This is a genomic window from Nonomuraea typhae, from assembly GCF_009760925.1.
GTDB classification, from domain to species: Bacteria; Actinomycetota; Actinomycetes; order Streptosporangiales; family Streptosporangiaceae; genus Nonomuraea; species Nonomuraea typhae.
Genome location: NZ_VRLV01000001.1, coordinates 1,331,723 through 1,357,960, shown reverse-complemented (window position 1 = coordinate 1,357,960; position 26,238 = coordinate 1,331,723). Strand labels below are relative to the sequence as shown.

The window sequence follows — 26,238 nt, the reverse complement described above, 5'->3', positions numbered from 1 at the left end:
GCTGCCCGGTCGGCGCCGGCCGAACGGCTGCACCCGACGCTAGTGGCGGTTCTGCGCGAACCGCACGGTGATCGACAAGCCGCCTTCCGGGCGTGCGCTGGTGGTGAGGGTGGCGTGGTGAGCCTGCGTGACCGCCTGGACGATGGCCAGGCCGAGGCCGTAGCCGTCGCGACGGCCGTGACGATCGGGCGCCAGTTTCTGGAAGGGTTGGAAGAGGCGCTGGATCTGGTTGCCGGGGATGACTGGCCCGCTGTTGGTGACCGTAAGGGCCGCCTGCACACCGGAGGTCTGCGTGGTGACCTTTACGTGCCCGTCTGTTTGGTTGTGGCGGATGGCGTTGTCGATGAGGTTGGCGACGAGGCTTTCGATCAGTTTCGGGTCTCCGGCCGTCACGGCGGGTGTCAGGTGTCCGGCGAGGTCGATGCCTTTCTCCGTTGCCTGGTCGCGGCGGGAGGCGAGCACTCCGTCGACGACGTGGGCGAGGTCGAGGGTGTCCCATCGGGTGACGCCGCGTTCGCTGGTGGCCAGCGCGAGCAGCGCTTGGACGAGCCGCTCCTGGTGTTCGCCCAGAGCGAGGGCCTCCTGGCAGGCCGAGCGCAGGGTGTCGGTGCCGGCGTCGGGGTCGGCCAGGGCGACTTCAAGCAGGGTGCGCTGGCCGGCCAGAGGGGTGCGCAATTCATGCGAGGCGTTGGCGACGAAGTGGCGTTGGGCGTCGAAGGAGGCTTGAAGGCGGGCGAACAGGTCGTCGAGGGTGTGGCCGAGTTCGGTCAGCTCGTCGGTGGGCTCGCCGAGGGAAAGCCGCCGGTGGAGGTCTCCGGCGGAGATGATCTGGGCGGTGGTGGTGATGGCGCGCAGCGGGCGCAGGAAGCGGCCGGCGACGAACCAGCCCAGAGCCAGGGCGACGGGAATCAGAACGACCAGGGCGACGGCGGATCCCGTGAGGAGGTGGGGCAGGCCGATCCCGGGCCCGGTTTCGGTGGTCGCGCTCGCTGAGGGCCGGCCCTTGGGTATGGCCGCATCGATGCCGGCGAGCGGGACGGCGACGAGGACAAGCACGAAGACCCCTGCGGCGTAGAAGCCCGCCGCGTAGGCGAGCGCGAGCCGCGTCTGCAGGGGCCTTCTGGCGAGCCGCCGGGAGGTCATGCCGGTCCGAAACGGTAGCCGGCTTCGCGGATGGTCTCGATCACGGGCGGGTCGCCGAGCTTGGCCCGCAACCGGTGCATGGTGTGCTTGACGGCGCTGCTGAAGGGGTCGGCGGCCTCGTCCCAGACGCGTTCAAGCAGTTCCTCGGCGGAGATGACCAGGCCGGGTACGGCGAGCAGGCACTCGAGCAGGGCGAACTCCCTGGCCGTCAGTTCCAGCCGCCGGCCTGCCCGGAAAGCGGTACGGCGGGCCGGATCGAGGGTGATGTCCCCGCCTATCAGAGTGGGCGGTAGCGGCGGGGTGGCGCGGCGGGCCAGGGCACGTACGCGGGCGACCAGTTCGGCGAACGCGAACGGCTTGGGCAGGTAGTCGTCGGCGCCGAGGCTGAGCCCGTCGACGCGGTCCTCGATCGTGCCGGAGGCGGTGAGCATCAGTATGCGGCTCTCGCAGCGATCATGGGCCAGCCGCCGGCAGATCTCGTCCCCGTGGACGCCGGGCAGGTCGCGGTCGAGGATCACCACGTCGTAGCGGGTGGCGGCCAGGCGGTCGAGTGCGGCGGTGCCGTCCAGGACGACGTCGACGGCCATGCCCTCACGACGCAGCCCGGTTCCGATGGAGCGGGCGAGGACCTCGAAGTCCTCGACGACGAGGACCCTCACCGCCGCTCACCGCCGATCGTCGTACGGGCGGGGCGGCCGCCGAGTCGAGGTGCCATGGGTCAACGATGGCAGATCCCAGGTTCCAGCCGGGTCGCAGCAACTGCGACCCGGCTGGAACCGGGTGCCGCGTACAACCGTCGGCATGAGTGCATTCACCCCTCACCGATCCGGCCAGTTGCTGCGCGCGGAGTGGACCAAGTTCCGCTCCGCCCCGCGCTGGGTGCTCGCCATGGCGGCCTCCGTCCTGGTCACCGTGTCGCTCGGACTGCTGATCGCCGGGGGCACCCGTAGCACCTGCGTGACCGGGAAGGGAGAGGGCCCCTGCCCCGCGCCCTTGGTTGGACCTGATGGCACGGCCGTGAAGGACAAGTACTACTTCGTGCACCAGCCGCTCACGGGGAACGGCGGCATCACCGCCCGTGTGTCGGACATGACCGGGCAGATCCGGCTGCCGGACGCCGTACCCGGGGTGCGCAACGTCAAGAAGGGGGTGGTGCCTTGGGCGAAGGCCGGGCTTCTGGTCAGGCAGAGCCTCAAGCACGGCACGCCGTATGCCGCCGTCATGCTCACCGGAGAGCACGGCGTGCGGATGCAGCACAACTTCACCCACGACGTGCCCGGCGGTCCTCACCATGGCCCGCAGTGGCTGCGGCTGACCAGGTCGGGCGACACCATCACCGGCTACGAGTCGGACGACGGACAGACGTGGACCGAGGTCAGCACGGTCAAGCTGACCGGGCTGCCGGAGACGGTCGAGATCGGGCTGTTCACCACCTCGCCAGGCGCCTTGTGGGGCATGGCGCAAGCCTTCGCCCAGGCCACCGCCACCTTCGACCAGATCAAGCTCCAGGGCGCGAACGGTCCGTGGCGCCGCGACGACGTCGGCGTCGTCATGGAGTCCGACGGCAAGACCCCCCATCACCCGGGCGGAGTCGTCGAGTCCGGCGGCAAGCTCATCGTGACCGGGGGCGGTGACATCGGGCCCGCCACGATGGAGGGCGGTCTGCGCGCCGACCTCATGCTGGTCGGCGGGGCCCTGGGGCTGATCCCGGTGCTCGTGGCGGCGGTGACGTTCTTCACTGCGGAACACCGGCGCGGGCTGATCGGGGTCAGCCGCGGGGCCGGCCGCGGGGCCGGGCCGCATCCGGCGCGGCTGCTGGTGGCCAAGGCCGCGGTGGTTGGTGCGGTCGCGTTCGTGGCGGGGCTGGTGGCCTCGGGGGCCGTGGTCCCTCTCGGCCTGGCGATACTGCGTGCCAACCAGAACCCGATCCAGCCGATCACCCTGGGCACCGAGCTGCGGGTGATCGCCGGCTACGCGGCGCTGAGCGCGGCCGCCGCCGTACTGGCACTGGGCCTGGCCGCGCTGGTCAGGCGGTCCATCGTGGCCATCGGGCTGGCCATCGCGCTGGTCGTCGTGCCTTACCTGCTGGCGGCCGCGGGGCTGGCGCCGTGGCTGCTGATGATCACTCCTGCCGCCGGGTTCGCGATCACGCAGAGTGTCCCCACGTTTGCGCATGTGGACGTGGATCAGTCGCTGATCGGGGGCTATTACTCGCTCCCTCCATGGGCGGGTTTGAGCGTGACATGTGGATATGCCGTTCTTGCTCTGGGGGCGGCGGTAGCCGTACACCGCAGGAAGGCTTCACATGAGGTTGCGCTCCCCTAAGGCCTGGGTCTTGGAGATCAGCACCTGGTCGTGTGCGGCGGAAATACGCTGACGACGCCCGCCGTCCATCGCGCCGTCATGGAGCAGCGCTCCGGTTGATGAGGCTGCGGGTCTCTTCTGCTTGAGGTGCGCCGAGGTCCTCGAAGAGAGCCAGGGCCGAGTTCCAGAGTTCGCGTGCCGCCTCTGGCCGGGCCAGGCCGAAGTGGCATGTGCCGAGTTGGTGCAGGGTTTGTGCTTGGCCCTGCCGGTCGTCGATGTCCTTGCGGATGTTGAGGGCTTTCTCGTAATGAGTGATGGCCTCTTGGAACCGCCGTAGGCCGTAGTGAGCGTCACCGGCGTTGTGCAGTGCGTAGGCTTCTCCCCAGCGGTCGTTGATCTCACGGGCGATGCCGAGGGCTTGTTCGTAGCAGGTGATCGCTTCCTCGAAGCGCTGCATGCCCGCACCATCGCCAGGGATTCTTCCAGCACGCTGATCGCCTGGTCGGTTCGGTGGAGGTCACGGAGTGCCAGCCCGAGAATGACCAGGTTCTCGGCTTTGCCGTTCGGGTCGTCGGCCAGCTCGGCGGCATGGACACCGATTTCGAGTACGGCGAGCTGGTCCGCCCAGTGCTTGCGGAGGTAGAAGTAGCTCCACAGCGCGTTGGGGAGTTTCCAGGCGATCTCGTGGAAGCGGAGATCGGCCGCTTGGCGGATGGCGCCGATCAGGTTGGGAAGTTCGGCTTCACACCAGTCAAGGGCCTGGCCGTGCGTGGAGAACGAGCGCGGCGGGTGATCTGGGTGCGCGGGCTCGAGTGACACATGGCGGCGTTGCGGCATGAGGATCCGGTCGGCGGCGTCGGTGCTGTGCAGGTACCAGGAAAGGAGACGGAGGATCGCGTCCTTCCTGATGGTCTCCGTCTCTTCCGCTTCTGCGAGCTCGGTGGCGTAGATGCGCAGGAGATCGTGGAAGCGGTAGCGGTCGCGTCCGCCTTCCTCGAGTAGGCAGACACTGCTCAGAAGGCCCAGGAGGCGTTTGGCTTCGGTGACCGTGGTGCCGATCAGCGCGGCGGCGGCCTGGGCGTCGAGATCCGACCCGGAATGCAGGCCGAGAAGCCGGAACGCCTGGGCAGTCTCCGGCTGCAAGGCGCGATACGACCAGGAGAACACGGTGCGGACCACCGTGGTCTCGTCGTCGTCAGTGGCGAGCACGTTCAGGCGGTTGCGCTCGACATCCAGCTCCTCGACCAGGTCGGCCAGCCTCGACTGAGGGTGGGCGGCCACCCGCTCGGCCGCCACTCGCAGCGCAAGGGGCAGGTTCACGCACCGGTGGGCAAGGGCCGCGTGCGCGCCGGGTTCCTCTTCGACCCGGGCCGTGCCGATGATCTGACGGAGCAACTCGGTCGCATCGGCCGCGCTCAAGGGATTGAGGCTGACCCGGGAGGCACCTTCCCGCGCGGCCAAGCCTGATAGCCGGCTACGGCTGGTCACGACCACCTGGCAACTCGGCGAAGCAGGCAGGAGCGGTCGTATCTGCCGGGCGTGGTTGACGTTGTCCAGCACGATCAGCATGCGGCGGCCGTCGAGCAGCGATCGATACAGGCCGGACTGCGCCTCCACATCGGAGGGGATCCTCCCCGCGGGAACGCCCAGGGCGCGCAGGAATGTCTCCAGGACCTGCTCCGGGCTCGCGGGTAGCCCGGAGTCATACCCTCGCAGATTCGCCGGTGTGCCGATATCAGAACGACACAAGGCGTTTGACAGCGGCCATGGCCGGCCGGCTCTGTCGCGACGTGTGGTCAGTAACCGGCTGTAGTTCGCTCGGTGCGGGTTTCCGTGATCACCGGCCGGTGCGGCAACGTGATCGGGCGAGCAGCCCTGTCGCGAACGCGTGGCCACCTTGGCGGTGCTCGACGACGCGGTCCCGCGCTTCGCCGCCCGCACGACGCGATCAGCCTCGGCGACCGCCGGGTGCGGGCCGGGTCACGCGTCCGGACTGTGGATCTACGCCTCGGTCATCGGCGCCGTTCGACCAAGCCGAGACCGCGACAGCCTGCACGCGCGCACCTGAGCGGTGCTGGACGACGGCGATCACCACCGGACCCGGCTGCCGCAGGCCGAACGCCGCGGCGTGCGTATCCGTATCGTCTGCGATCTGAGCCACGTGCTGGAATACCTCATTCCGGACTACGATCTGCGGCCCCGCGGCCAACCCGTAAACCGCCCAAACAAATTACGTACCATTCCCTATGGATATCCACCAAAGCCGTGGCTACCATCAAGCAGGAAACACCGACGCCGAAGGAGGTACTAATGGGCCGTATCAAGAAGTTAGGCGTTTCCGTGGCCGCCGTCGCCGCCGCGGCAACTCTCATGTCACCGACCGCTCCCGCTCAGGCGGCGACCTGCAGCACTAGCGCGCAGATTGGCATTACCGGCGGCACCGGCTGGGCGATGTGCAGCGGCACCGGAGTGACTCAGACACGGGTCGTACTCTTCTGCCAGAATAGTAGCGGTAGCTACACCACGGTGTTCGGCCCCTGGGTAGTTAATTCCGTTAAATCAAATGCCCGATGCAGCAGCACCTCATGGCCGATATCGGTCGGTTATCAAACAATCTAAGCCACCACCGATTAATCCGGTCACGCCGTCGATTGCGGCTCGATCGTAACCCGGTGAACCGCCTCCGTATTACTGCCCGGCCAGCATGGGTGGAATTGAACGACTTGGCGCGCGCCATCGGCGCTGGTGGTTGATCGCGTGATCGCGGCCGTAGCCCCTGCCTCTGCGCCGGGAAGGGCCGCAAGGTACGGCGCACGCCGCGCCGGGAGTCTGTCTCCTGCCCTCCAGGTCGTGATCCCGGCTCGCGCTGCCCCGGCAGTTCGCGCGCCTGGCGGTGCTTCCGGCCTTTTTCCCGGACAGCCCTATCCCCTGGCCCTGTCCAGGTTGCCCCGCACGGCTTTGGCAATGGGGTGGTGGCAGCCCAGCACCCGTTCGCAGTCGGCCAGCGCTCGCTCGTACAACGAGACAGCCCGGCCCACGTGCCCCGCCGCCTGGTAGGCGCCGGCCAGGTTGTTGCGGGAGATCAGGGTACTGGGATGGTCGGGGCCGAGCACCCGCTCCCGCTCGGCCAGCGTCTGCTCATACAGCGGGACGGCCCGCACCAGGTCACCCGCCGCCTGGTAGACGTAGGCGAGGTTGTTGCGGGAAGTCAGGGTGTCGGGGTGGTCCGGGCCGAGCACCCGCTCCCGCTCGGCCAGCGTCTGCTCATACAGCGGGGCGGCCCGCACCAGGTCGCCGCCTGCGCGGTAGACGCCGGCCAAGTTGTTGCGGGAAGTCAGGGTGTCGGGATGGTCGGGGCCGAGCACCCGTTCGCAGTCGGCCAGTGTCTGCTCGTACAGCGGGACGGCCCGCACCAGGTCACCCACCGCCTGGTAGGCGTAGGCGAGGTTGTTGCGGGAGGTCAGGGAATGGGGGTGGTCCGGGCCGAGCACCCGCTCGCAGTCGACCAGCGTCTGCTCGTACAGCGGGACGGCCCGCACCAGGTCACCCGCCGCCTGGTAGGCGCCGGCCAAGTTGTTGCGGGAGGAAAGGGTGTCGGGGTGGTCGGGGCCGAGCACCCGCTCCCGCTTGGTGAGGGTGACCTCGTACAACGGAACGGCCCTGCCCAGGTCACCCGCTGCCCGGTAGGCGCCGGCCAAGTTGTCGCCGGAGGTCAGGGTGTCGGGGTGGTCGGGGCCGAGCACCCGCTCCCGCTCGGCCAGCGTCTGCTCGTACAGCGGGATCGCCTGGCCCAGGTCCCCCGCCGATTTGCAGGCGAAGGCCAAGCTGGCGCGAGCGACCAGAACGGCGGGATGGTCGAGGGTGTGGACCCGTTGCGCCAGGGCCATGCACCGCTTGAGGTAGGTCAAAGCACGGCCGACGGCACCTTGGTCTTCCAGGAAGAGGCCGGTGTTGCGGAGCAGTTCTTGAGCGTCCGCGGTGTCGGCGTCGGGTGCGGTGCGCGCGAACAGGGCCTCGATATGGGGCAGTAGCCTGCGCCACCGCGGCCAGGAGGCCGGAGCGTCATAGCCGTCGGGGCGGGCCCGATCGAGCAGGGTGACGGCGCGGACGCGGGCGGTGTCGATGTCGTCGGGTTGCCGATGGGGATCAGCTGGGTCGCCGGTGCGGGCGACGGCCTGGACCAGACGGTGCACGGTGACCCCGGCGGCATCGAGGCTGATCAGGTTGTAGGCGGCCAGCCGTCCCAGCGCCTGCTGCGTCCGGGGTGCCGTGGCCAAGCCGTCCAGCAGGTCGCGGGGAATCTGCTCTGGGGCGTACCAGGCCAGGATCCGCAGCAGGTCCCCGGCCAGCGGCGTGGTGGTGAGCCGGTCGAGGGTGAGCCGCCAGATCCGGGCGACGGTGCGTTCGCCGTCGCCGCCCTCAGCGGCCTGGTCATACATCTGCGCTGGGTGAGCGGTGAGCAGGTCCAGGTAGGCGCGTGGGGACAGGTGGTTTTGGTTCAGGTAGGCGGCTGCCTGCTCGACGGCCAGCGGCAGGCAGCCCAGCTCGCGCACGAGCTCAGCCGCCCCGTCGAGGCCGGCACCGGGCAGGCGGCCCGCGATGCGGGCCAGCAGGTCGATCGCCTCGGTCTCGCTCAGCACATCCAGGCGCACGACCGATGCGCCCAGCTGGTGCCAGCCGGTGCCGAGCCGGCTGGTCACCAGCAGCCGGCCGGCCAGCGTGCGGTCCAGCAGGCCGGTGATGTGGTCGGGGTGGGCGAGGTTGTCCAGCACCAGGAGCCACCCGGGATGGCAGGACAGCCAGCCGGCCGCTCGCTCGGCCAGCGCCCGCGCCGGTAACGCTGAGGCCAGCTCAGGCTGCAACGCGACCATCAAGGCGGCCAGCCCGGCCTCGATCGAGGCGGGGGTGTCAGCGGTGATCCACCACACCGGGTTGAACACTCCGGCGCGGGCGCGTCCGGCGGCGTAGCGGGCCGCCAGGGTGGACTTACCGATACCGCCCAGCCCGTGCACCGCGGCCACGACAACAGGCTCCGCGACGGACAGCGCCTGCTGCAGAGCGGCCAGCTCTTCGACTCGTCCGACGAAGACGCCGGCATGCGCGGGCACGTTCACCAGGCTCAAGGACGCGGTGACCTGCGCGACCGGCCGGAACGCCTGGGCGGGCAGCACCGTCTGCACGTTGGTCGTGTGATCGCCGGTGGCGATGATGCCCAGGTTGTCCCCGCTCACCCGCACCGATCGCGCGCCGGGCCGGGTGGTTCCCGGCCCGGCGGCCTGGGCTGGGGCGGGCGGCGGCGACGGCGCATCGGTGCCGGGCTTGGCCGACGCCCGCCGCCACCAGCGGAGTTTCATCACCTCTGAAGGGTGGTCGTATCATCCCCGGTTGGGGCGATCCGGCTGTTGGCGCCGCGGATGGTGATCGGCCGCTGCCCGGAGGCGGCAACACTCGGCGTTTCCCGGCCGGCGCCGTTGCCGGGTTTCCGGTTGGCAGGCGCCCCGAATATCGCCACTCCCAGCCCGATCAGGGCGACGGACACCCCGATCACGCCGGCCGGCTTGCCCAGCCCCACTGCCGCGACATCGACGCCCGGCCCTGTCAGGGCCGGCACCGCTCCGTAGCTCACGCTCCCGCGCATACCGGCATCATGAACCGCCCTGCAAGATCACACAACGTGAACGCCCGTTAACACCCCGGGCCGTCCATGGCGTCTGGACGGTATGCCTTCCCGGACGGCGGGGACGACGAAGAAGCCGCCGAAGGGGACGCTTGCCCATCGGTGAGGTGCGGTGTTGACGTGCCGCACGATCTCGCCGGACCCTCGGGCACAGATTCATCCGGCGGCACGAACGGCCGCTGCCGTCAGCCGGTGACCGCGGGCGTGGCCGGGGTGGTGGGCACGTCGGTAGGCGTGAGCGATGGTTCGGGTGATTCGCCCGGTCCCTCCTGCGGAATCGTCGTGATGCCGCCCGAAGGCACGGGGCAGTCACGGGCGGCCGGGTTGGCGCAGTCGTCCTCCCGCGACGGCTCCGGCCGGAACGTTCCCGGCGGCGGGCTGCCGGTGGCGTGCGGCACGCTCGGCGGAGGCGGCGTCGCCACCGCGGACGGGGTCAGCGTGCGCGTAAGGGTGACAGCGGGACCTGAGGCGGACGCGGAGACGACCGGCGCGACGGACACCGGGACGGCGCCGCCGCCCGGCGGCCGGACGGTCGACCCGGCCGAGCCGTGCGGCATCACGACCGGCGCCTCCGGGATGACGGATCCGCCTGAGGAGCCGGGCGACGACGGGTTCCCGGCCGCGATCACGGTCAGCGCCGCGATCGAGACGGTGGCCAGCGCGGCGAAGCCGGCATGCGACGCCGGCGAACCCGTCCGGGCCCGGCGCCGCCGGGGAGGTGCCGCCGGCCGTACCCTCCCCTCTCCCTGCGGATGGGGAACCGGCGTCCACAACTCCTCCAGGACCCCGTCGACGGCGGCGCGCAGATCCCACGGGTCCCCGACCCCGCCCGCGGCGAGCAGCGCCCGCAGCAGGTCCGCCGCCCGGGGCCGCGCCCCGGGCTCCTTGGCCAGCGCGGCCTCCACGGCGGGCCGCAGCATCGCGGGCACGGCGTCCAGCCGCTGCGCCTCCAGCAGGATGCGCCGCGACAGCACGTCCTGCTCCCCCCGCCCGAACGGATGGTGCCCGCTCGCGGCGAAGGCCACCAGGCACCCCCAGGCGAACACGTCCGAGGCCGGTACGGCGGGGCCGCCCGTGAGCCGCTCGGGGGCGACCCAGCCGGGGCTGCCCATGACCTGCCCGGCCTGCGTGTGGGCGGCGAGGGTGTCCACCTCGCGGGCGATGCCGAAGTCGATCACGCGCGGGCCCCTGGGCGAGAGCAGCACGTTGGCCGGTTTGAGGTCGCGGTGCACCAGCCCGGCGTCGTGCACCGCCGCCAGCGCGGCCGCGGCTCCGAGGGCCACGCCGTACGCCAGATCGGGGGTGAGCGGCCCGCCGGCCGCGACGACGTGGGAGAGCGCGGGGCCGGGGATGTAATCGGTGACGAGGTAGGGCCGGTCGCGGTCGGTGCCGTCCTCGATGACGGCGGCGGTGCAGAACGGCACGACCCGCCGCGAGAAGGAGACCTCCTCGGCGAAGCGGGCGCGCAGCGTCGGGTCGCCGAGGTGCGCCGGGTGCGGGGTCTTCAGCGCGACCACGCCGCCCCGGGGATGTTCGGCGAGGTAGACCACGCCCATGCCGCCGGCGCCGAGCCGGCCGAGAAGGAGGTATCGGCCGATGATGACCGGGTCGCCCACCGTAAGCGGCCCCACGCCCTGCGGCGTGCCGCTCGCACCGGGCATGTCACTCGCACCAGGCATGCCGCTCGCACCACGCGCCATCCGGACCTCGCCTCTCCTGTCTGGGACCTGGCAAGCACACTGTGGCCCCAACCGGGTGAGGGTTTCCGCATGGTTTTCCCAAGGGGTATCGCGAGTAAGGTTGCTGCTACCTTCCGGCTAGTAAGTGCTGTGACGGGACGGCCTGAAGTGGCGTTTTACGACGACAGCGCCGTGGCCTCCTCGGCCTCCACGGCCTGGTTCCACTCCTTCTTGACCGCCCGCCACGCCTCGTCGTCGGCGCCGAGCCGCCAGTAGCCGGAGATCGACAGCCGCTCCAGCGGGATGCCGCGCTCGATCCTCAGGTGGCGGCGCAGCTGCTTGACGAAGCCCGCCTCCCCGTGCACGAACGCGTGCACGTCGCCCTCCGGGAACTCCAACCCGCGCACCGCCTCCACCAGCAGCTCGCCCACCGGCCGGTCGCCACGGTAGAGCCAGGTCACCGGGCGCGGCGTCTTCTGCTCCTCGGCCGGGCCCTCGATCTCGACGAACACGTGCGCCGTCGCGTCCTCCGGCAGCGCCTCCAGGGCCGCGGCGATGGCGGGCAGCGCGCTCTCGTCCCCCGCCAGCAGGTGCCAGGCGGCCTCGGGGTCGGGCGCGTAGCCGCCGCCGGGGCCGAGCATGTAGAGCGTGTCGCCGGGCTTGGCGGCGGCCGCCCACGGCCCGGCCACGCCCTCGTCGCCGTGGTAGACGAAGTCGATGGTCAGCTCGAGGGTGTCGGGGTCCCAGGCGCGGACGGTGTAGGTGCGCACCCGCGGCCACTGCTCGCGCGGCAGCAGCTCGCGGCAGCTCTGCACGGTGAACGGCTCGGGGTACTCCACGCCCTCGTGGCGGAAGACGAGCTTGACGTAGTGGTCGGTCAGCCCCGAGGTGGCGAACCCGCGCAGGCTCTCGCCGCCTGCCACCACGCGGATCATATGGGGCGTGAGCTGCTCGGTCCGCAGCACGGTCGCCTTGTGCTCGTTCTTCGGCATACAGGCCCTTCCCCTCAGGCGCTGAACTTAGGTATACCTAACCTACACCCGGGTAAGCAGCGATGCGCCCTCAGGCGGCATCTTCGAGGAAAGCCGTCCCGCCCGCGGCCGCCACGAACTCGGCCATGTGCCGGTAGACCAGCCGCGCCTCCGGCAGGACGTCGGCCAGGATCGGGAAGACGTGCGGCATCCGGGCCCACTCCTCGTACCGCACCGGCACCCCCGCCCGCCTGGCCCGCACGGCCACGCGGCGCGCCTCGTCCCGCAGCACCTCGGTCGAGCCGACGACGATCATCAGCGGCGGCAGCCCGGTGTAGTCGCCGTTGACCGGCGAGACCAGCGGGTCACGGGCGTCCAGGCCGGCGGTCCAGTGGCGGGCCAGCCAGCGCACCCGCCCGGCGGGCAGCATCGGATCCTGCCACCGGTTGGCCCGGCGCGGGACGTCGCTCAGATCCGCCCACGGCGACAGGCAGATCGCGCCGGACGGCGGCGGCATCCCCCGATCGCGCAGCGCCAGCAGCGTCACCAGGCACAGGTGCCCGCCGGCGGAGTCCCCGGCCAGCACGATGTCGGAGTACCCGCGCTCCAGCAGGCAGCCGTAGGCGTGCAGGGCGTCGGCCAGCGACTCGGCCGGCGTGTGCACCGGCCCCTGGCGGTAGTCCAGCGCCAGCACCGGGCGGCGGGCCGCCGCCGACAGCCGCCACGTGAGGGGCCGGTGGGTCCGCGGCGAGCAGGAGAAGTAGCCGCCGCCGTGAAAGTAGAGCAGCACCCTGCCCTCGTCCGCCTCCCGACCCGCGCGCAGCCACTCGCCCCCGCACGCGCCGAGGTGTGCCGGGGTCACGCTCACGTGCCGGGGCAGCCGCGAGGGCACCAGCGCGGCCAGCGTGCCCAGCCGGGCGGCCGCCTCGATCGCCAGCCGGTGCCGCAGCAGCAGGCTGGAAGCGGGCTTCAGGGTGCCGCGGAGCACGCCGTTGAGCGCGCGGGCCTGCCAGCTGAGAGGGTGGTCGGGGTAGACATCCCGGTCAAGGTGCATCCATTCCTCCCGCATATATCCATTCCCACCTGGCATCCTTCTAGGCATGACCGGCTCTCCGGGTACGCCGCTGCCGCAGAAGCCCGGCGTCAAGGCGGGCCACCGGGTCAAGGCCGCCGCCGTGGACGCCACCTGGTCCGCCCTGCGCTTCGTCCACCGGCTGGAAGACCGCTAGAAAACCCGTTGCCACCCCCACCGGGACGGGCGCATAATGCAGGGCTCACCTGGCCTACCCGTGTGCACGCCCGCACACGGGCCGTCGCCATGCCCTCACCCTCCGGAGGTGAACCCTGATCCCCCTCTATCTCCGCCTCGCCCGGTACGGCTTCCGCAAGCACGCCACCTACGTCGGCGCCGCCCTGGCCGGGGCCTTCACCAACAGCGTCTTCGGCATCCTGCGCGCCTACGTCCTCATCGCCCTGTGGCAGGCCCGCCCCGGCCTGGCCGGTTACGACGTCGTCGACGCCGTCACCTTCTGCTTCGTCACCCAGGCGTTCATCGGCCCGATGCAGCTGTTCGGCGGCGGCCTGACCATCCCCGAGCGCATCCGCAGCGGCGACATCGCCCTCGACCTGGTCCGCCCGGCCTCCCTGCAGCTCAGCTCGCTGTCGGAGGACCTCGGCCGGGCCGCCTACCTGTTCCTCGTGCGCGGCATCCCGCCGACGCTCCTCGGCGCGCTGCTGTTCGGCATCGCCGCCCCGGCCAACGCCGCCGCCTTCCTGCTCAGCTTCACGCTCGGCGTCGTCGTCAGCTTCGGCTGGCGCTACCTGGTCTCGCTGTCGGTGTGCTGGCTGAGCGACGACCGCGGCGTCCTGGCCGTCTCCCTCGTCCTGACCCTCTTCTTCAGCGGCATGATGCTGCCGCTGCACATCTTCCCCGGCTTCCTCGGCGACCTGGCCGCCGTGCTGCCGTGGGCGGCGATGGTCCAGATCCCGATGGACGTCTACCTGGGCACGACCGGCCTCTGGCAGGCCCTGGGCACCCAGCTGCTCTGGGCGGCGGCGCTGCTCACGCTCGGCGCGCTGGCCACCCGCCTGGTCCGCCACCGGGTGGTGATCCAGGGTGGTTAGAACCTACGTCCTGCTGGCCTGGACCTGGACCCGCGCCGCGGCCGCCTACCCGCTGTCGTTCGCGCTCTCGGTGGTGCTCGGCTTCCTGGTCGCCGGCCTCGACGTCGCCGCCATCCTGGTCATCTTCGCCAACACCACCACGCTGGCCGGCTTCAGCCGCGAGCAGGTCCTGTTCCTGTACGGCACGGCCAACGTGGCCTTCGCCCTCTGCGACATGCTGGTCAGCAACCTCGACCGGATCAGCCAGCACGTCAAGGCCGGCACCTTCGACACCATGCTGATCCGGCCGGTCAGCACCTGGATCCAGATGGCCACCGACCGCTTCATGCCCACGCGGGCCGGGCGGGTGCTGCAGGCGGCCATCGCGCTGGGGTACGCGCTGGGCGCGCTCGACCTGCCCTGGTCGCGGCTGTGGATGGTACCCGTGATGATCGGGTGCGGGATCGTCATCTTCACCTCGCTCTGGACGCTGGCCGGGGCGATGCAGGTCGTGCTGACCGACGCGCCGGAGGTGGCCAACGCCTTCACCTACGGCAGCGGGCAGCTCACCCAGTACCCGTTCGCGATCTACGGCAAGGAGCTGGTGCGCGGGGTGACCTACGTGCTGCCGCTGGCCTTCGTCAACTGGCAGCCCGGGCTCTACGTGCTCGGCATGCCCGATCCGTTCGGGACGCCGGAGTTCATGCGCTTCCTCGGGCCGCTCGCCGCCCTCGTCCTCGCCCTGCTGGCCGCGCTGGCCTGGCGTCAGGGGCTTCGCCACTACCGATCCACCGGGAGTTGACCACCATGATCGAGCTGGACCGGGCCGGGCGTTCCTTCAAGGTGAAGAGGAACCTCGTGCACGCCGTACGAGATCTGTCGTTCACCGTCGCGCCCGGCGAGTTCGTCGGCTACCTCGGCCCGAACGGCGCGGGCAAGTCCACCACCATCAAGATGCTCTGCGGCATCCTCACCCCGACCTCCGGCTCGGTGCGCGTGGCCGGCCTGGACCCCACCCGCAGGCGCACGGCGGTGGCCCGGCGCATCGGCGTGGTGTTCGGGCAGCGCACGACGCTGTGGTGGGACCTGCCGCTCAGGGACAGCTTCGACCTGATCCGGCTCCTTTACAAAGTAGATCGCAAGGTCTTCCTCGGCCGCCTGGACGAGCTCGTCGAGACCCTTGACCTCGGCGGCTTCCTCGGCACGCCGGTGCGCCAGCTCAGCCTGGGCCAGCGCATGCGCGGCGACCTGACCGCCGCGCTCCTGCACGCGCCGGAGGTGCTGGTGCTCGACGAGCCCACGATCGGCCTGGACGTGGTCAGCAAGAACAGCATCCGCGACTTCCTGCGCCGGGTGAACGCCGAGCGCGGCACCACCGTGCTCCTGACCACCCACGACCTCGGCGACATCGAGCGCCTGTGCCGCCGGGTCATGGTCATCGACCGGGGCAGCATGCAGTTCGACGGCACGCTCGAGGAGCTGATGGCGGGCGAGAGCTCCCTGGAGGACGTCGTCACCCGCCTCTACACGGCGGGCGCTCAGTAGTAGGAGCCCTCCTGCGAGGGCTCGTACTCCTCGTCCAGGTCGTCGTCGCGGCGCGCCCAGCGGGAGGGGATCAGCACGGGGATGAACAGCGCGACGCCGAGCAGGCCGTGAACGCCCAGGGAGAGCAGCGTCTTGTTGCCCGCGCCCGCCTCGTTGACCAGCCAGTGCATCGTCGGCCGGCTGGGGATGAGCGACAGCGCCCGGCCCGGGTCGAGCGCGTAGACGACCGTCCAGGCCAGCAGCACCAGAGAGGGGACGAACGTGGCCAGGGGCGAGACCCGCCCCGCCACCACGAGCCCGACGACCAGGCCGACCGCGGCCATGGACCCGAGCGCGATCCATAACCGCTGGCCGCCCGGCGGGACGGCCATGCCCGCGGCGAACGCCTGCTGCGCGGCCCAGCCTCCGCCTACCAGCACGGCGGCGGTGACCACCACGCCGAGGAGCAATCCAGCAAAGTGCCGCAACGTCATCACCTCATGTCAACGCGGTCGGCACAGACCCTAGCGACAAAGGTCGCAAATCAGCCAGGCTTGGGACTACCACGTCCCCTGCCCCGTGAGACCATGGGGCACACACATGCGAGCCCACCTCCCGCTCCGGCTCACACGCTCGGCCGCATTCGCCGCGGTGAGCGTGGGTCTCAGCGCGCTCGCCCACGCCCTGGGCGGCGGAACCGCCCCCAGCCCGGCCACGCTGGCCCTCGCCCTGGCCGGCGTGCTCGCCCTCGGCCTGCTGCTGTCCGGCCGCGAACGCAGCCCCGTCACCATCACCCTCGCGCTCGCCGCCACGCAGGCGGCCCTCCACAACGCCTTCGCCTACGGCTCGGCCCCCGCCGTCCCGTCCCCGCTGACCGATCCCGAGCACGGCCTCGGCCAGAACGCCGGCATGCTCCTGTCGCACGTCGTCGCCACCCTGCTCACGGGCTGGTGGCTGGCGCGCGGCGAGCACGTGGTCTGGTCGCTCCTGCACCGCCTGGCCCGCCGCCTGATCCCGCTGCCGCCGCCCTCGCGCATTCCCGAGGTACGGCAGGCCGCCTTCTTCACCTCCCGCCGCGTCCCGGTCAGCCCGGCCGTCACGCTCACCGTCAGCAGGCGTGGTCCTCCACTTCCCGCCTGACCATCTGACACCCCTTCATCCCTTTTTCCGATCGTCCGAAGTGGAGATCCGTCATGTCGTTCCTCCGACGTGCCGCGGGCGTGCTCGCGGCCGCCTGCGCCCTCACCCTCGCCCTGGCCGCCCCCGCGCTGGCCCACGTCACCATCAACCCCGGCACCGCCGAGCAGGGCGGCTTCACCAAGGTCGCCTTCCGGGTGCCGAACGAACGCGACGACGCCGGCACCGTCAAGGTCGAAGTCGCCTTCCCCGCCGAGCATCCGCTGGCCTTCGTCTCCGTCAAGCCGGTGCCCGGCTGGAAGGTCAAGGTCACCGAGGGCAAGCTGCCCAAGCCGGTCAAGACCGAGTTCGGCGACCTGGAAGAGGCGGTGACCAAGGTCGAGTGGACCGGCGGCACCATCAACCCCGGCGAGTTCCAGGAGTTCGAGGTCTCGATGGGCCAGTTGCCCAAGGACACCGACCAGCTCGTCTTCCCCACCACCCAGACGTATTCGGGCGGCGAGGTGGTCAAGTGGGCCGACGCCCCCAAGACCGACGGCACCGAAGCCGAACGCCCCGCCCCGGTCCTGAAGCTCACCCCCGCCACCGGCGACGCCCACGGCACCCCCGCCACCACGTCCCCGGCCACGGAGGCGGCGGCCAAGCCCTCGGTCACCCCGGTGGCCGCCTCGTCGGCATCGGACGGCACCGCCCGACTGCTGGGCGGCGCCGGGCTGGCGGCCGGCGTCATCGGCCTCGTGATAGCAGCCCTGGCCCTGCGCCGCAGGTCGTCATGACCACACCGGCTTGAAGCCCTCCTCCCCGAGCCCGAGCCCGAGCCCGAGCCCGAGCGCGAGCCCGAGCCCGAGCGCGAGCCCGGCTCGGGGAGGAACGCGGCGCCCGGCCCAACCCCTCCCCCGGGCCGGGCGCCGCTCCACGTTCGGCCCCTCGCCCGGTCAGACGATGGCCGTGACGGCGCGAACCACGTCCGACGTGAGAAGCGATCCCCCCGACCTGCGCGAGCGAGCGACGGCGGGTGGCGGCAAGCCGGCCCCGCCGTAAAAGATCACGATGTTATGTCCTTGCCGGAGAACTTCGCCCAGGCGACGGAGAGGAAGAGGGCGATGTAGGCCGCGAAGGCCAGCAGCCCGCCGGACAGGTCGCCCAGCGGCGCCCGCAGCGCCCCGTCGAACGCCGTCCAGTGCGTCGGCAGCAAGTACGGCGCCAGGGCGTCCAGCTGCGGGAACATCCGCAGCACCTGCGTCACGATGACCAGCACCAGCGTCGAGGCGATCGCCCCGATCGGCACCTCGGTCAGCGTCGAGAGGGCGATCGCCACCGCGGCCAGCGCCGCCATCCCCGCGCTCACGTACCCGACGGTGATGAGGATGCGCAGCAGCCCCTCCGCGAACGTCACGGTCGTCCCGGACAGCAGCGTCACCGGCCCCACCGGGAACAACGCCACGCCCACGATCAGCGCGGCCGCGGCCACCGCGGCCGTCACCGCCACCCCGTAGATCACCGCGTTGAGGTACTTCACCGCCAGCAGCCGCCCCCGCCCGGCCGGTGCGGCCAGCAGGTAGCGCAGCGTCCCGCCCCCGGCCTCGCCGGCGATCGCGTCACCGGCCACCACCGCGACGGCGATCGGCATCATCAGCGGCACCAGCGCCGACAGCGCCACGAACGTCAGCATGAGGCTGTTGCCCGCCGTGGCCGCCACGAGCGCGCCCATGCCGCCGTCGGCCTCCTCGGCGCCGATGCTCCGCAGCACGATGCCGATGATCACCGGCACCACGGCCAGCACGGCCAGGATGATGAGGTTGCGCGGGCGCCGGAAGGTCAGCCCCAGCTCGGAGCGGAGCAGCCGCCAGAACGCCGCCGGCCCGCCGGCCCGCTCGGGCACGGCCACCACGCTCCCGCCGTCCTCCGCGGCCGGCTCGGCGCGCTCGGCGCTGCGGATGGTCTCGGTCACCGGCACGAGGCCCGGCGTCCGGCGCGTGCCGGTGTCAGCCGTCGACATCGAAGCCCTCCCCCGTCAGTCCCACGAACACGTCCTCCAGGCTCGTGCGCACCACCGACAGCCCGCGTACGGCGACGCCCGCCCCGACCAGTTCGGCGTTGACGCGCTCCGGCGCCTGCCCGGCGAGTTCCGCGGTCACGTCGGAGCCCACCCGCACGTCCGGCAGCCCCAGCCCGGTCAGCACGCGGGCCGCCTCGCCCAGGTCGGGCGTGTCGATGCGGATCCTCGCGGCGCGCCCCCCGCTCAGGGAGGCGATGGTGCCCTCCGCGACGAGCTTGCCGGAGCTCATGATCCCGGCGTGGGTGCACATCTGCTCGACCTCGGCCAGCAGGTGGGAGGAGACGAAGACGGTGGTGCCGTCCGCGGCGACCTCCTTGACCAGCGCCCGCACCTCGCGGGTGCCCTGCGGGTCCAGGCCGTTGGTGGGCTCGTCGAGCACCAGCAGCTCCCGGGGGCGCAGCAGCGCGGCGGCGATGGCCAGGCGCTGGCGCATGCCCAGCGAGTAGGCGCGGTACCGCTTGCCCGCCGCGGCGGCCAGCCCCACCCGCTCCAGCGCCTCGCCGGCCCGTGCCCTGGCCGTCCTGGGCGGGGCGGAGGGGTCGGCGGCGTCGAAGCGCAGCAGGTTGGCCTCTCCCGACAGGTAGGGGTAGAAGGCCGGGCCCTCGACCAGCGCGCCCACGGTGGTCAGCGGCGGCATCTCGAACATGCCCTCGGTCGGCGTGATCAGGCCGATCAGCATGCGGATCGTGGTGGTCTTGCCCGATCCGTTGGGGCCGAGGAAGCCGTAGACGGCGCCGCGCGGCACGTGCAGGTCGATCGCGTCGACGGCCACCTGACCGCCGCGGAAGCGCTTGGTCAGGCCGCGGGTGGTGATGGCGGCGGGCGGGGCCGCCCCGAAGGGCGCCCCCGCTTCCAACGTGACCTCGGTCGTCACTGTCCTGCGACCTTGACGAGTTCGTCCGGGGTGACCGCGCCGGCCAGCAGGCGGCCGTCGTCGGTCAGCAGGGCCGTGACCAGCTTGGTCTTGATCATCTTGCCGGAGCCCCACGCGCCGCTCACCGGCGTGGCCTGCTCGAGGATGGCGGTGAGCGCCTGTGCCTCGCTCGAGCCGCTCTGCTGCTCTTCGGGCTTCAGCTCACCGAGCTTCTGCTCGCCGGGCTTCTGCTCCGCCGGCTTCTGCTCGCCGGGCTTGAACGGCAGCACGGCCACGGTGGTCCAGCCCTCGCCGACGACCTTGACGTCCTCGGCGGCCTTCTCGGCCTCCTTGCCGTGCTCGGGCTGCTGACCGCCGAGCTTGCCCAGATCCTGCTCCTCGACCTTCGCCCCGGCGGGCGGGGTGAAGGCGAAGTTCTCCGCGGCCGGCGCGGTGAACGTCACCTGCGTGAACCCGACCTGGAAGGCCGGTTCCGCCGAGCCCTTGGCGAACACCTGAACCTGCAGCGGCATGTAGTTCTCGCCGTCCAGGGCCAGGCGCACCTCCTGCACCAGCGAGCCCTGCGCCTTCGGCGTCAGCACGAGCTGGTAGGCGGCCCGTCCGGCCACCTCCGCGGTGTTGGTCACCGAGACGCCGGTGCTTTCGTCGACCCGGTCCAGGAAGCCCTGCGCCACCTGCTGCGGCGTCAGGTCCGTCGGGCTGGGCACGGGCTTGGCCGGGCTCTGCTCGCCCTCGGCGGGCAGCTTGAGCTTGGTGGCGGTGTTGGTGCCGCTGTCCCAGTACCACGCCTGGTCGCCGTTGACGATCAGGTTGGTCTCGCTCATCTGGCCGGGCAGGGCCACCCGCAGGCGGTCCTCCGCGCCGTACCAGACCTTGATCTCGCGGGATCCGGACAGCATCGCCAGCGGCGAGGCGCTCCCGCCCTGGCTGGGCAGCGCCGGCAGGCCGAGCGAGGCCGTCTGCTGGACGGTGCCCGACATCTGCGGCGGGCCGCCGGCCTTCTTCGCCGCCGCGGCGGCGTCGGCCAGCAGCTGCTCGGCCGAACGCTCCGGCAGCACGGGGTCGCCGCTCACGGCGGCGATCACGGGACCGGCGCCGATCGCCGCTCCGATCACGGCGGCAGCCGCGATCGGAACACCCCACCTCACGATCGTTCCTCTGCGCATCTCACTCCTTCACGGTATTCGGATGTCACCACCGTGCGGCATGCGGCCTTAGGTGATCCTGAGAGGATCTGAGAGCCCTCTCAGACTGCGCGGGCGAGAGCGGTGGTGAGCTTGCGCATCGCCGAGGCGGCGCTCGGGCTCACCGACGGGCCGAGGACGGCCAGGCTGGACATCAGGGCGGCGGCCTCGGGCAGGTCGAACTCGACCGCGATCGCGCCGCGCGCGGGTGCGAGACTGACCCCGCCGCCCTGGCCGCGATGGGTCTGCAAGGGGACGCCGCTCAGCCGCAGGCGCTCGACGTCACGGGCGACCGTGCGCGCGGAGACGCCCTGCTCGCGGGCGAGCTGCGCCAGCCGGACCCGTTGTCCTCCGGCCGCGTGAAGGCGTTCGATGAGCGCCTGCTGGCGTTCCACCCGCCGCAGTGCGAGGTGCCCGTCGCGGGAGGCGGCGGCGAGCCTGGCACGCTGGTCCACGGCACCACTCTAAGGCGACTTTGGGACGTCCGGTTTGGCCGCCGGGCGCCCCCTCTCTCAGAGGGCTCTCAGGCATCTGTCCCTACACTCCAGGGCATGAGGGTTCTGGTCGTCGAGGACGAACGGCGGATGGCGGCGGCGCTGCAACGCGGCCTGCAGGCGGAGGGCTTCGCCGTGGACCTCGCCCACGACGGCGAGGAGGGCCTGCACCTGGCCCGCCAGGGCGACTACGACGTGGTCGTGCTGGACATCATGCTGCCCCGGCTGTCCGGCTACAACGTCTGCAAACAGCTGCGCGCCGAGGAGAACTGGGTGCCGATCCTCATGCTGTCGGCCAAGGACGGCGAGTACGACATGGCCGACGGCCTGGACCTCGGCGCCGACGACTACCTGACCAAGCCCTTCTCCTACGTCGTGCTGGTGGCCAGGCTGCGCGCCCTGCTGCGCCGCGACGCCGGGCGCCGGCCCGCGGTGCTGACCGCCGGGGACCTGTCCCTCGACCCGGCCAGGCGGCGCGTGGAGCGCGGCGAGGCCCAGGTCGAGCTGACGCCGCGTGAGTTCGCCCTGCTGGAGTACCTGCTGCGCCGCCGCGACGAGGTCGTCTCCAAGTCGGAGATCCTCGAGCACGTCTGGGACACCTTCGACACCGACCCGAACGTCGTCGAGGTGTATGTCGGCTACCTCCGCCGCAAGATCGACGCCCCCTTCGGCAGGAACGCCCTGCAGACCGTCCGCGGCGCGGGCTACCGCCTGGCCGGCGACGGTGGCTGATTCCCCGCTGGCCTGGTGGCGGCGCCAGGGGCTGCGCCACCGGCTGACCGTGGCGGCCGCCGCGGTGCTCGCCCTCGCCCTGGCCATCTCGGCGTCGGTCCTGCTCACCGTGCTGCAGCGGGCGCTCATGGGCACCGTGGACGACTCCCTGCGCCAGCAGGCCCAGACCGTGCGGGTCAAGGCCGACGCCGAGCAGCTGAGCAGCCCGATCGTCACCCATGACGGCACGGTCGTGCAGGTCCTGGAGCGCGACGGGCGCATCTCCAACGTCACCTACGGCGCCGACCGGCTGGTGCCCCTGCTGGACGCGCCGGCCCGGCGGCGTGCCCTCACCGGGGAGGCCCTCTACCTGGACGGCCGGCCGTACGCGATCCCGGGGCCGCTGCGCGTGGTGGCGGTCAGCGCCGACCGCGGCCGCACCGTGCTGGCCGCGCGGCCGATCGGCGAGATCGAGCGCAGCCTCGGCGTGGCGGGCAACGTGCTGTTCGTCGGCACGCCGGCGCTGGTCGTGCTGCTGGCCGCGGCCTCGTGGCTGATCATCGGCCGGACGCTGCGGCCGATCGCCGCGCTGCGCAGGGGCGCCGCCGAGATCACCCACACGGCCCGTTCGCGCCGGCTGCCGGTGCCGCAGGCGCGCGACGAGGTGCACGCGCTGGCGCTGACGCTCAACGACATGCTGGCCCGGCTGGAGGAGGCGGAGAAGCGCCAGCGCTCGCTGGTCTCCGACGCCGCCCACGAGCTGCGCAGCCCGCTGGCCAGCATCCGGCTGCAGCTGGAGGTGGCGCTCGGCCACCCGGAGGGCGCCGACTGGCAGGAGACGGCCGAGGGCGCGCTGGAGGACACCCTGCGGCTGTCCCGACTGGCCGAGGACCTGCTCGCGCTGGCCCGCCTGGACGAGCGCGGCGGACGGCCCGCCCGCCGCGAGCCGGTCCATCTCGACGAGGTGGTACGGCGCTGCGTCGAGAGGTACGGCGAGGCGCGCCTGGTGGCCTGCGACCCGGTCCAGGTGACCGGTGACGCCCTCGACCTGACCCGCGTGCTGACGAACCTGCTGGACAACGCCGCCCGGCACACCGCGTCCAAGGTCGAGGTGGCGCTGACCGCCGACGGCGTGCTGACCGTCGCCGACGACGGCCCCGGCATCCCGCCGGAGGACCGCGAACGGGTCTTCGACCGCTTCACCCGCCTGGACTCAGGACGGGGCCGGGACGAGGGCGGCGCCGGGCTGGGCCTGGCCATCGTCCGCGAGACCGTGCGGGCGCACGGCGGGCGGGTGTATCTGGAGGACGCGGCGCCGGGGCTGCGCGTGGTGGTCGAGCTTCCGGTCTCACGGGGAACGGACCGCTGAGGGGGCCCGGCGCGGGCGACCAGGGGCCGGCGAGCGCCCGCCCTTCAGCGGGCGTCCGCCTTCCACCGGGCCTCCGGCTTTCACCGGGCGTCCGGCTTTCACCGGGTGCGGGCCAGGGCGGCGGCCGCCTTGGCCCGCCAGGGCTCGGCCCCGATCTCCTCGAACAGCGCGTACGCCTCCTCCAGATGGTCCGCGGCGGCCCGGTCGCCGTCCTCCATCATGAGCAGCCCCAGATTCAGCCGGATGCGGCCGGCGATGAGCCGCTCCCCCAGCCGCTCGGCCAGGTCCAGGGCGGACGACAGGGTGCCCTTCGCCTCCTCGGCCTGGCCCAGCGCGATCCTGGCCTCGGCGATGCCCTGCAGCACATAGGCTTCGCCGATCCGGTCGCGTACCCCGCGCACGATCACGGCCGCGGCCTCGAAGGCGGACAGCGCCCGCTGGTTCTCCCCGCGCAGCAGCGCCAGGCGGCCGATGGAGTTGAGCGCCTGCGCCTCGCCGCGCGGCACCCCCTCCATCCGGAAGATCGACAGGGCCTCCTCCAGCATCGGGCCGCCCTCGTCCAGGCTGCCCCGCTCCAGATGGATGACGCCCAGGTTCACCAGCGCGTGCGCCTCGGCGGCCCGGTCGCCGACGGCGCGCAGCAGCGGTAACGCCTGCTCGTAGCGGCCCCGGGCGGCCTCGCTCTCGCCGCGCATGCGCTCGACCATCGCCATGTTGCGCAGCGCCAGGGCCCGGCCGTGGGTCTCGCCGACCTGGTCGAACAACTCCAGCGCCCGGGTCAGCATCGGGTGGGCCTCGCCGTACCTCTGCTGGAAGACGGCCAGGGAACTGAGGGAGTAGACCATCGCGCCCTCGCCGCGGATGTTGCCGGACTCCCGGCAGGCGCGCAGGGCGAGTTCGCTGACGGCCCGCCATTCGTCGAAGTAGCCGTGGGTCTCGAACAGCGTGATCGCCGTCATGGCGATGCTCCAGCACAGCTCGTCCAGGCCGTGCGCGGCCGACTGGCGGACCAGGGCGAGCAGGGTGGCGCGTTCGCCGTCGAGCCAGGCCAGCGGGTCGGCGCCGATGATCTCGTCGGCCTGGGCGGGCGTGGCCGGCGCGCTGCCGCCCTTGCCGCGCAGCAGCGTGAAGTGGCCGCCGTAGAAGCGTTCGTGGGCGCGTTCGCTGAGGTGGAAGAAGACCGAGCAGGCCCGGTCCAGGGCGGCCAGGCGCTGGTCGCCGGTCTCCTCGACCAGGGCGCGCTCGCCGGCGAAGGCGCGGACGAGGTCGTGGATGACGTGGCGGTCGCCTCTGCGGGTCAGCAGGGAGGCGTCGGCCAGCTCGTCGAGGGCGGCGGTGGCGTCGGCGTCGAGCAGCGCCCCCGCCAGCCAGCCGGTCATCTGCGGGCTGTCGGTCAGGCCGATGCGCCGCAGCAGCGTGCGCGCCCTGGCCGACAGGCCGCGGTAGGAGACCTCCAGGCTGGCCCGCACCTCGAGGTCGCCGTGGCTGAGCACGTCGAGCATGGTGCGTGAGTCGCTGAGCATGCCGACGAGGGTCTCGACGGTCCAGTGCGGGCGCCGGGCCAGGCGGGCGCCGGCGATGCGCAGCGCCAGGGGCATCCCGCCGCACTGGACGGCCAGGCGGCGCAGCGCGGCGGGTTCGGCGGCGGCGCGCGCCTCGCCGACGTCGCCGGTCAGCAGGGTGAGGGCGCCGGTGTCGTCGAGGACCTCCAGCCTGACGACCCAGTGCTCGGTCAGGCCGACGGGCCGCTCGCGGCAGGTCACCAGCACGCCGCAGGGCGCGCCGCCGGGCAGCAGCGGCCAGACCTGCTCGAAGGAGCCGGCGTTGTCGAGCAGGACGAGCAGGCGCCGGCCGGCGACCGTGGAGCGGAACAGCGCGCCGCGTTCCTCGGCCGAGCGCGGGATCGTGCCGGTGCCGAGCGCGCGCAGGAACATGCTGAGCACGTCCGCCGGGTCGTTCTGCCCGCCGCGAAGGTCGACGTAGAGCTGGCCGTCGGGATAGTGGGCGGCCAGCTCGTGGGCGGCGTGCACGGCCAGCTCGGTCTTGCCGACGCCGGCCCGGCCCACGATCGCGGCCACGGGCAGCGGGCCGGGGGCGGGCTCGCCGGTGAGCATGCCGGCGACGCGGACCATCTCCTCGTCGCGGCCGGACAGCGTGGAGATCATCGGCGGTAACTGGCGCGGCACCGGCACCGGCCGCACGAGCGGGGCCGGGCCGTCGAGCTCGCTGTCCTGGTTGAGGACGGCCAGTTCCAGGCGGCGCAGCTCGTCGCCGGGCTCCAGGCCGAGCGTGTCGAGCAGCATCTCGCGGTAGGCGCGGTAGGCGTCCAGCGCCTCGGCCTGCCGCCCGGACCGGTAGAGGGCCAGCATGAGGTGCTGGTGCATGCGCTCGCGCAGCGGGTGGGCCTGGGTCAGCCTGCGCAGCTCGCCGACGAGCTGCAGATGGCGGCCGAGCCCCAGTTCCAGCTCCAGGCACTGCTCGTGGGCGAGCAGGCGGCGCTCTTCGAGGTCGTGCACCACGGGCCGGATCAGGTCGCTGTCCACGTCCGACAGCGCCGGTCCGCGCCAGAGCGCCAGCGCCGCGCGCAGCGTGCGCGCGGCCTGGACGGGCTGCTCGCCGCCAGCCCGTGCGACGAGCTCGTCGAACTCGGCGAGGTCCAGCCGCCCCGGCCCGACCTTCACGAGGTAGCCGGGCGGACGTGTGATGAGCGTCTGGTACGGCGTGGCCGTGTCCCGCAGCACGCGGCGCAGCTGTGAGATCCGGATCTGCACCTGGTTGCGGGCGGTGCCCGGCGGGTTCTCGCCCCAGGCGGCCTCGATCATCCGCTCCAGCGGGACGACCCGGTTGGCTTCGAGCAGCAGCATCGCCATGACGACGCGCTGGAGACTGCCCCCGAGGTGGAGCTCCTCTCCTTCGTCTTCGACCAGCAGCGGTCCGAGAATCTTGAATCGCATCCGCTCTCCTCCGCCGCAAATCCTGCCAACCCGGTGTTGCACAACGCATGACCAA

23 protein-coding genes and 1 pseudogene are annotated in these 26,238 nt (G+C 72.0%); 10 read left to right on the top strand and 14 right to left on the bottom strand.

Going from position 1 to position 26,238, the window contains the following annotated elements; genetic code table 11:
• Positions 1-39: 39 nt before the first annotated feature.
• Complete coding sequence (locus FVE25_RS06280) at positions 40-1,143, bottom strand: sensor histidine kinase (RefSeq protein WP_157245374.1); 1,104 nt, start codon at positions 1,141-1,143, stop codon at positions 40-42.
• Complete coding sequence (locus FVE25_RS06275) at positions 1,140-1,802, bottom strand: response regulator transcription factor (protein WP_157245373.1); 663 nt, start codon at positions 1,800-1,802, stop codon at positions 1,140-1,142. Before FVE25_RS06275 ends, FVE25_RS06280 begins: the two co-directional genes overlap by 4 nt.
• 142 nt (positions 1,803-1,944) lie before the next feature.
• On the opposite strand from FVE25_RS06275, the gene FVE25_RS06270 reads away from it, so the two are divergent.
• Positions 1,945-3,468 (top strand): DUF1349 domain-containing protein, encoded by a 1,524-nt coding sequence (locus tag FVE25_RS06270; RefSeq protein WP_157245372.1) that lies wholly within the window; start codon positions 1,945-1,947, stop codon positions 3,466-3,468.
• Here FVE25_RS06270 and FVE25_RS06265 read toward each other — a convergent pair.
• Complete coding sequence (locus FVE25_RS06265; RefSeq protein WP_181019462.1) at positions 3,445-5,064, bottom strand: NB-ARC domain-containing protein; 1,620 nt, start codon at positions 5,062-5,064, stop codon at positions 3,445-3,447. The genes FVE25_RS06270 and FVE25_RS06265 overlap by 24 nt on opposite strands.
• A gap of 271 nt (positions 5,065-5,335) precedes the next feature.
• Here FVE25_RS06265 and FVE25_RS53730 point away from each other — a divergent pair, with 271 nt between their 5' ends.
• The gene (locus tag FVE25_RS53730) at positions 5,336-5,515 is read left to right on the top strand and encodes a hypothetical protein (protein WP_181019461.1); all 180 of its coding nucleotides are present in this window, start codon (positions 5,336-5,338) and stop codon (positions 5,513-5,515) included.
• An 853-nt stretch (positions 5,516-6,368) separates the two neighbouring features.
• Here the strand turns inward: FVE25_RS53730 and fxsT are convergent.
• The 5 genes from fxsT to FVE25_RS06240 all read right to left on the bottom strand — a co-directional run bounded on the left by fxsT (position 6,369) and on the right by FVE25_RS06240 (position 12,828).
• Complete coding sequence (gene fxsT / locus FVE25_RS06260) at positions 6,369-8,801, bottom strand: FxSxx-COOH system tetratricopeptide repeat protein (RefSeq protein WP_157245547.1); 2,433 nt, start codon at positions 8,799-8,801, stop codon at positions 6,369-6,371.
• A complete protein-coding gene (locus tag FVE25_RS06255) occupies positions 8,801-9,073 on the bottom strand; it encodes a hypothetical protein (RefSeq protein ID WP_157245370.1) in 273 nt (90 codons plus the stop codon). The genes fxsT and FVE25_RS06255 overlap by 1 nt, the downstream gene beginning before the upstream one ends.
• A gap of 236 nt (positions 9,074-9,309) precedes the next feature.
• Positions 9,310-10,803, bottom strand: a complete 1,494-nt coding sequence (locus FVE25_RS06250; RefSeq protein WP_157245369.1) for a serine/threonine-protein kinase — start codon at positions 10,801-10,803, stop codon at positions 9,310-9,312.
• A gap of 176 nt (positions 10,804-10,979) precedes the next feature.
• On the bottom strand, positions 10,980-11,795 hold the full coding sequence (locus FVE25_RS06245) for a siderophore-interacting protein (protein WP_157245368.1): 816 nt from the start codon (positions 11,793-11,795) through the stop codon (positions 10,980-10,982).
• Between the two features lie 70 nt (positions 11,796-11,865).
• The gene (locus tag FVE25_RS06240) at positions 11,866-12,828 is read right to left on the bottom strand and encodes an alpha/beta hydrolase fold domain-containing protein (RefSeq protein WP_157245367.1); all 963 of its coding nucleotides are present in this window, start codon (positions 12,826-12,828) and stop codon (positions 11,866-11,868) included.
• 46 nt (positions 12,829-12,874) lie between these two features.
• Here FVE25_RS06240 and FVE25_RS56180 point away from each other — a divergent pair, with 46 nt between their 5' ends.
• From FVE25_RS56180 to FVE25_RS06225, 4 genes and pseudogenes are all read left to right on the top strand, one after another.
• Positions 12,875-13,003: a hypothetical protein gene (locus FVE25_RS56180; protein WP_281367819.1), complete on the top strand. Its 129-nt coding sequence runs from the start codon at positions 12,875-12,877 to the stop codon at positions 13,001-13,003.
• 115 nt (positions 13,004-13,118) lie between these two features.
• Positions 13,119-13,898 (top strand): ABC transporter permease, encoded by a 780-nt coding sequence (locus FVE25_RS06235; RefSeq protein WP_343046129.1) that lies wholly within the window; start codon positions 13,119-13,121, stop codon positions 13,896-13,898.
• Positions 13,891-14,679: an ABC transporter permease gene (locus FVE25_RS06230; protein ID WP_157245366.1), complete on the top strand. Its 789-nt coding sequence runs from the start codon at positions 13,891-13,893 to the stop codon at positions 14,677-14,679. The genes FVE25_RS06235 and FVE25_RS06230 overlap by 8 nt, the downstream gene beginning before the upstream one ends.
• 5 nt (positions 14,680-14,684) lie before the next feature.
• Positions 14,685-15,365: pseudogene (locus FVE25_RS06225) on the top strand (ABC transporter ATP-binding protein); the annotation flags it as partial.
• Positions 15,366-15,415: 50 nt separating this feature from the next.
• On the opposite strand, the gene FVE25_RS06220 reads toward FVE25_RS06225, so the two are convergent.
• Complete coding sequence (locus FVE25_RS06220) at positions 15,416-15,895, bottom strand: hypothetical protein (protein ID WP_246266664.1); 480 nt, start codon at positions 15,893-15,895, stop codon at positions 15,416-15,418.
• Between the two features lie 106 nt (positions 15,896-16,001).
• Here FVE25_RS06220 and FVE25_RS06215 point away from each other — a divergent pair, with 106 nt between their 5' ends.
• A complete protein-coding gene (locus tag FVE25_RS06215; protein ID WP_157245364.1) occupies positions 16,002-16,541 on the top strand; it encodes an MFS transporter in 540 nt (179 codons plus the stop codon).
• A gap of 53 nt (positions 16,542-16,594) precedes the next feature.
• Entirely contained in the window at positions 16,595-17,314 is a 720-nt protein-coding gene (locus FVE25_RS06210; protein WP_157245363.1) for a YcnI family copper-binding membrane protein, read from the top strand.
• 269 nt (positions 17,315-17,583) lie between these two features.
• Here FVE25_RS06210 and FVE25_RS06205 read toward each other — a convergent pair whose 3' ends face one another.
• The 4 genes from FVE25_RS06205 to FVE25_RS06190 all read right to left on the bottom strand — a co-directional run bounded on the left by FVE25_RS06205 (position 17,584) and on the right by FVE25_RS06190 (position 21,110).
• Positions 17,584-18,537, bottom strand: a complete 954-nt coding sequence (locus tag FVE25_RS06205; RefSeq protein WP_157245362.1) for an ABC transporter permease — start codon at positions 18,535-18,537, stop codon at positions 17,584-17,586.
• Positions 18,524-19,471, bottom strand: coding sequence for an ABC transporter ATP-binding protein (locus FVE25_RS06200; protein ID WP_157245361.1), 948 nt, complete (start codon positions 19,469-19,471; stop codon positions 18,524-18,526). Before FVE25_RS06200 ends, FVE25_RS06205 begins: the two co-directional genes overlap by 14 nt.
• Positions 19,468-20,619 carry a LolA family protein gene (locus tag FVE25_RS06195; protein WP_246266662.1) on the bottom strand — a complete coding sequence of 384 codons (1,152 nt, stop codon included), beginning with the start codon at positions 20,617-20,619 and terminating at the stop codon, positions 19,468-19,470. The genes FVE25_RS06200 and FVE25_RS06195 overlap by 4 nt, the downstream gene beginning before the upstream one ends.
• Before the next feature lie 98 nt (positions 20,620-20,717).
• Positions 20,718-21,110: a helix-turn-helix transcriptional regulator gene (locus FVE25_RS06190; protein WP_219825316.1), complete on the bottom strand. Its 393-nt coding sequence runs from the start codon at positions 21,108-21,110 to the stop codon at positions 20,718-20,720.
• 96 nt (positions 21,111-21,206) lie between these two features.
• Between FVE25_RS06190 and FVE25_RS06185 the strand changes: the two genes are divergently transcribed.
• Positions 21,207-21,881: a response regulator transcription factor gene (locus FVE25_RS06185; RefSeq protein ID WP_157245359.1), complete on the top strand. Its 675-nt coding sequence runs from the start codon at positions 21,207-21,209 to the stop codon at positions 21,879-21,881.
• On the top strand, positions 21,874-23,229 hold the full coding sequence (locus FVE25_RS06180) for a sensor histidine kinase (RefSeq protein ID WP_246266660.1): 1,356 nt from the start codon (positions 21,874-21,876) through the stop codon (positions 23,227-23,229). Before FVE25_RS06185 ends, FVE25_RS06180 begins: the two co-directional genes overlap by 8 nt.
• 98 nt (positions 23,230-23,327) lie before the next feature.
• Here FVE25_RS06180 and FVE25_RS06175 read toward each other — a convergent pair whose 3' ends face one another.
• A complete protein-coding gene (locus FVE25_RS06175; protein ID WP_157245357.1) occupies positions 23,328-26,183 on the bottom strand; it encodes an AfsR/SARP family transcriptional regulator in 2,856 nt (951 codons plus the stop codon).
• Positions 26,184-26,238: the final 55 nt, after the last annotated feature.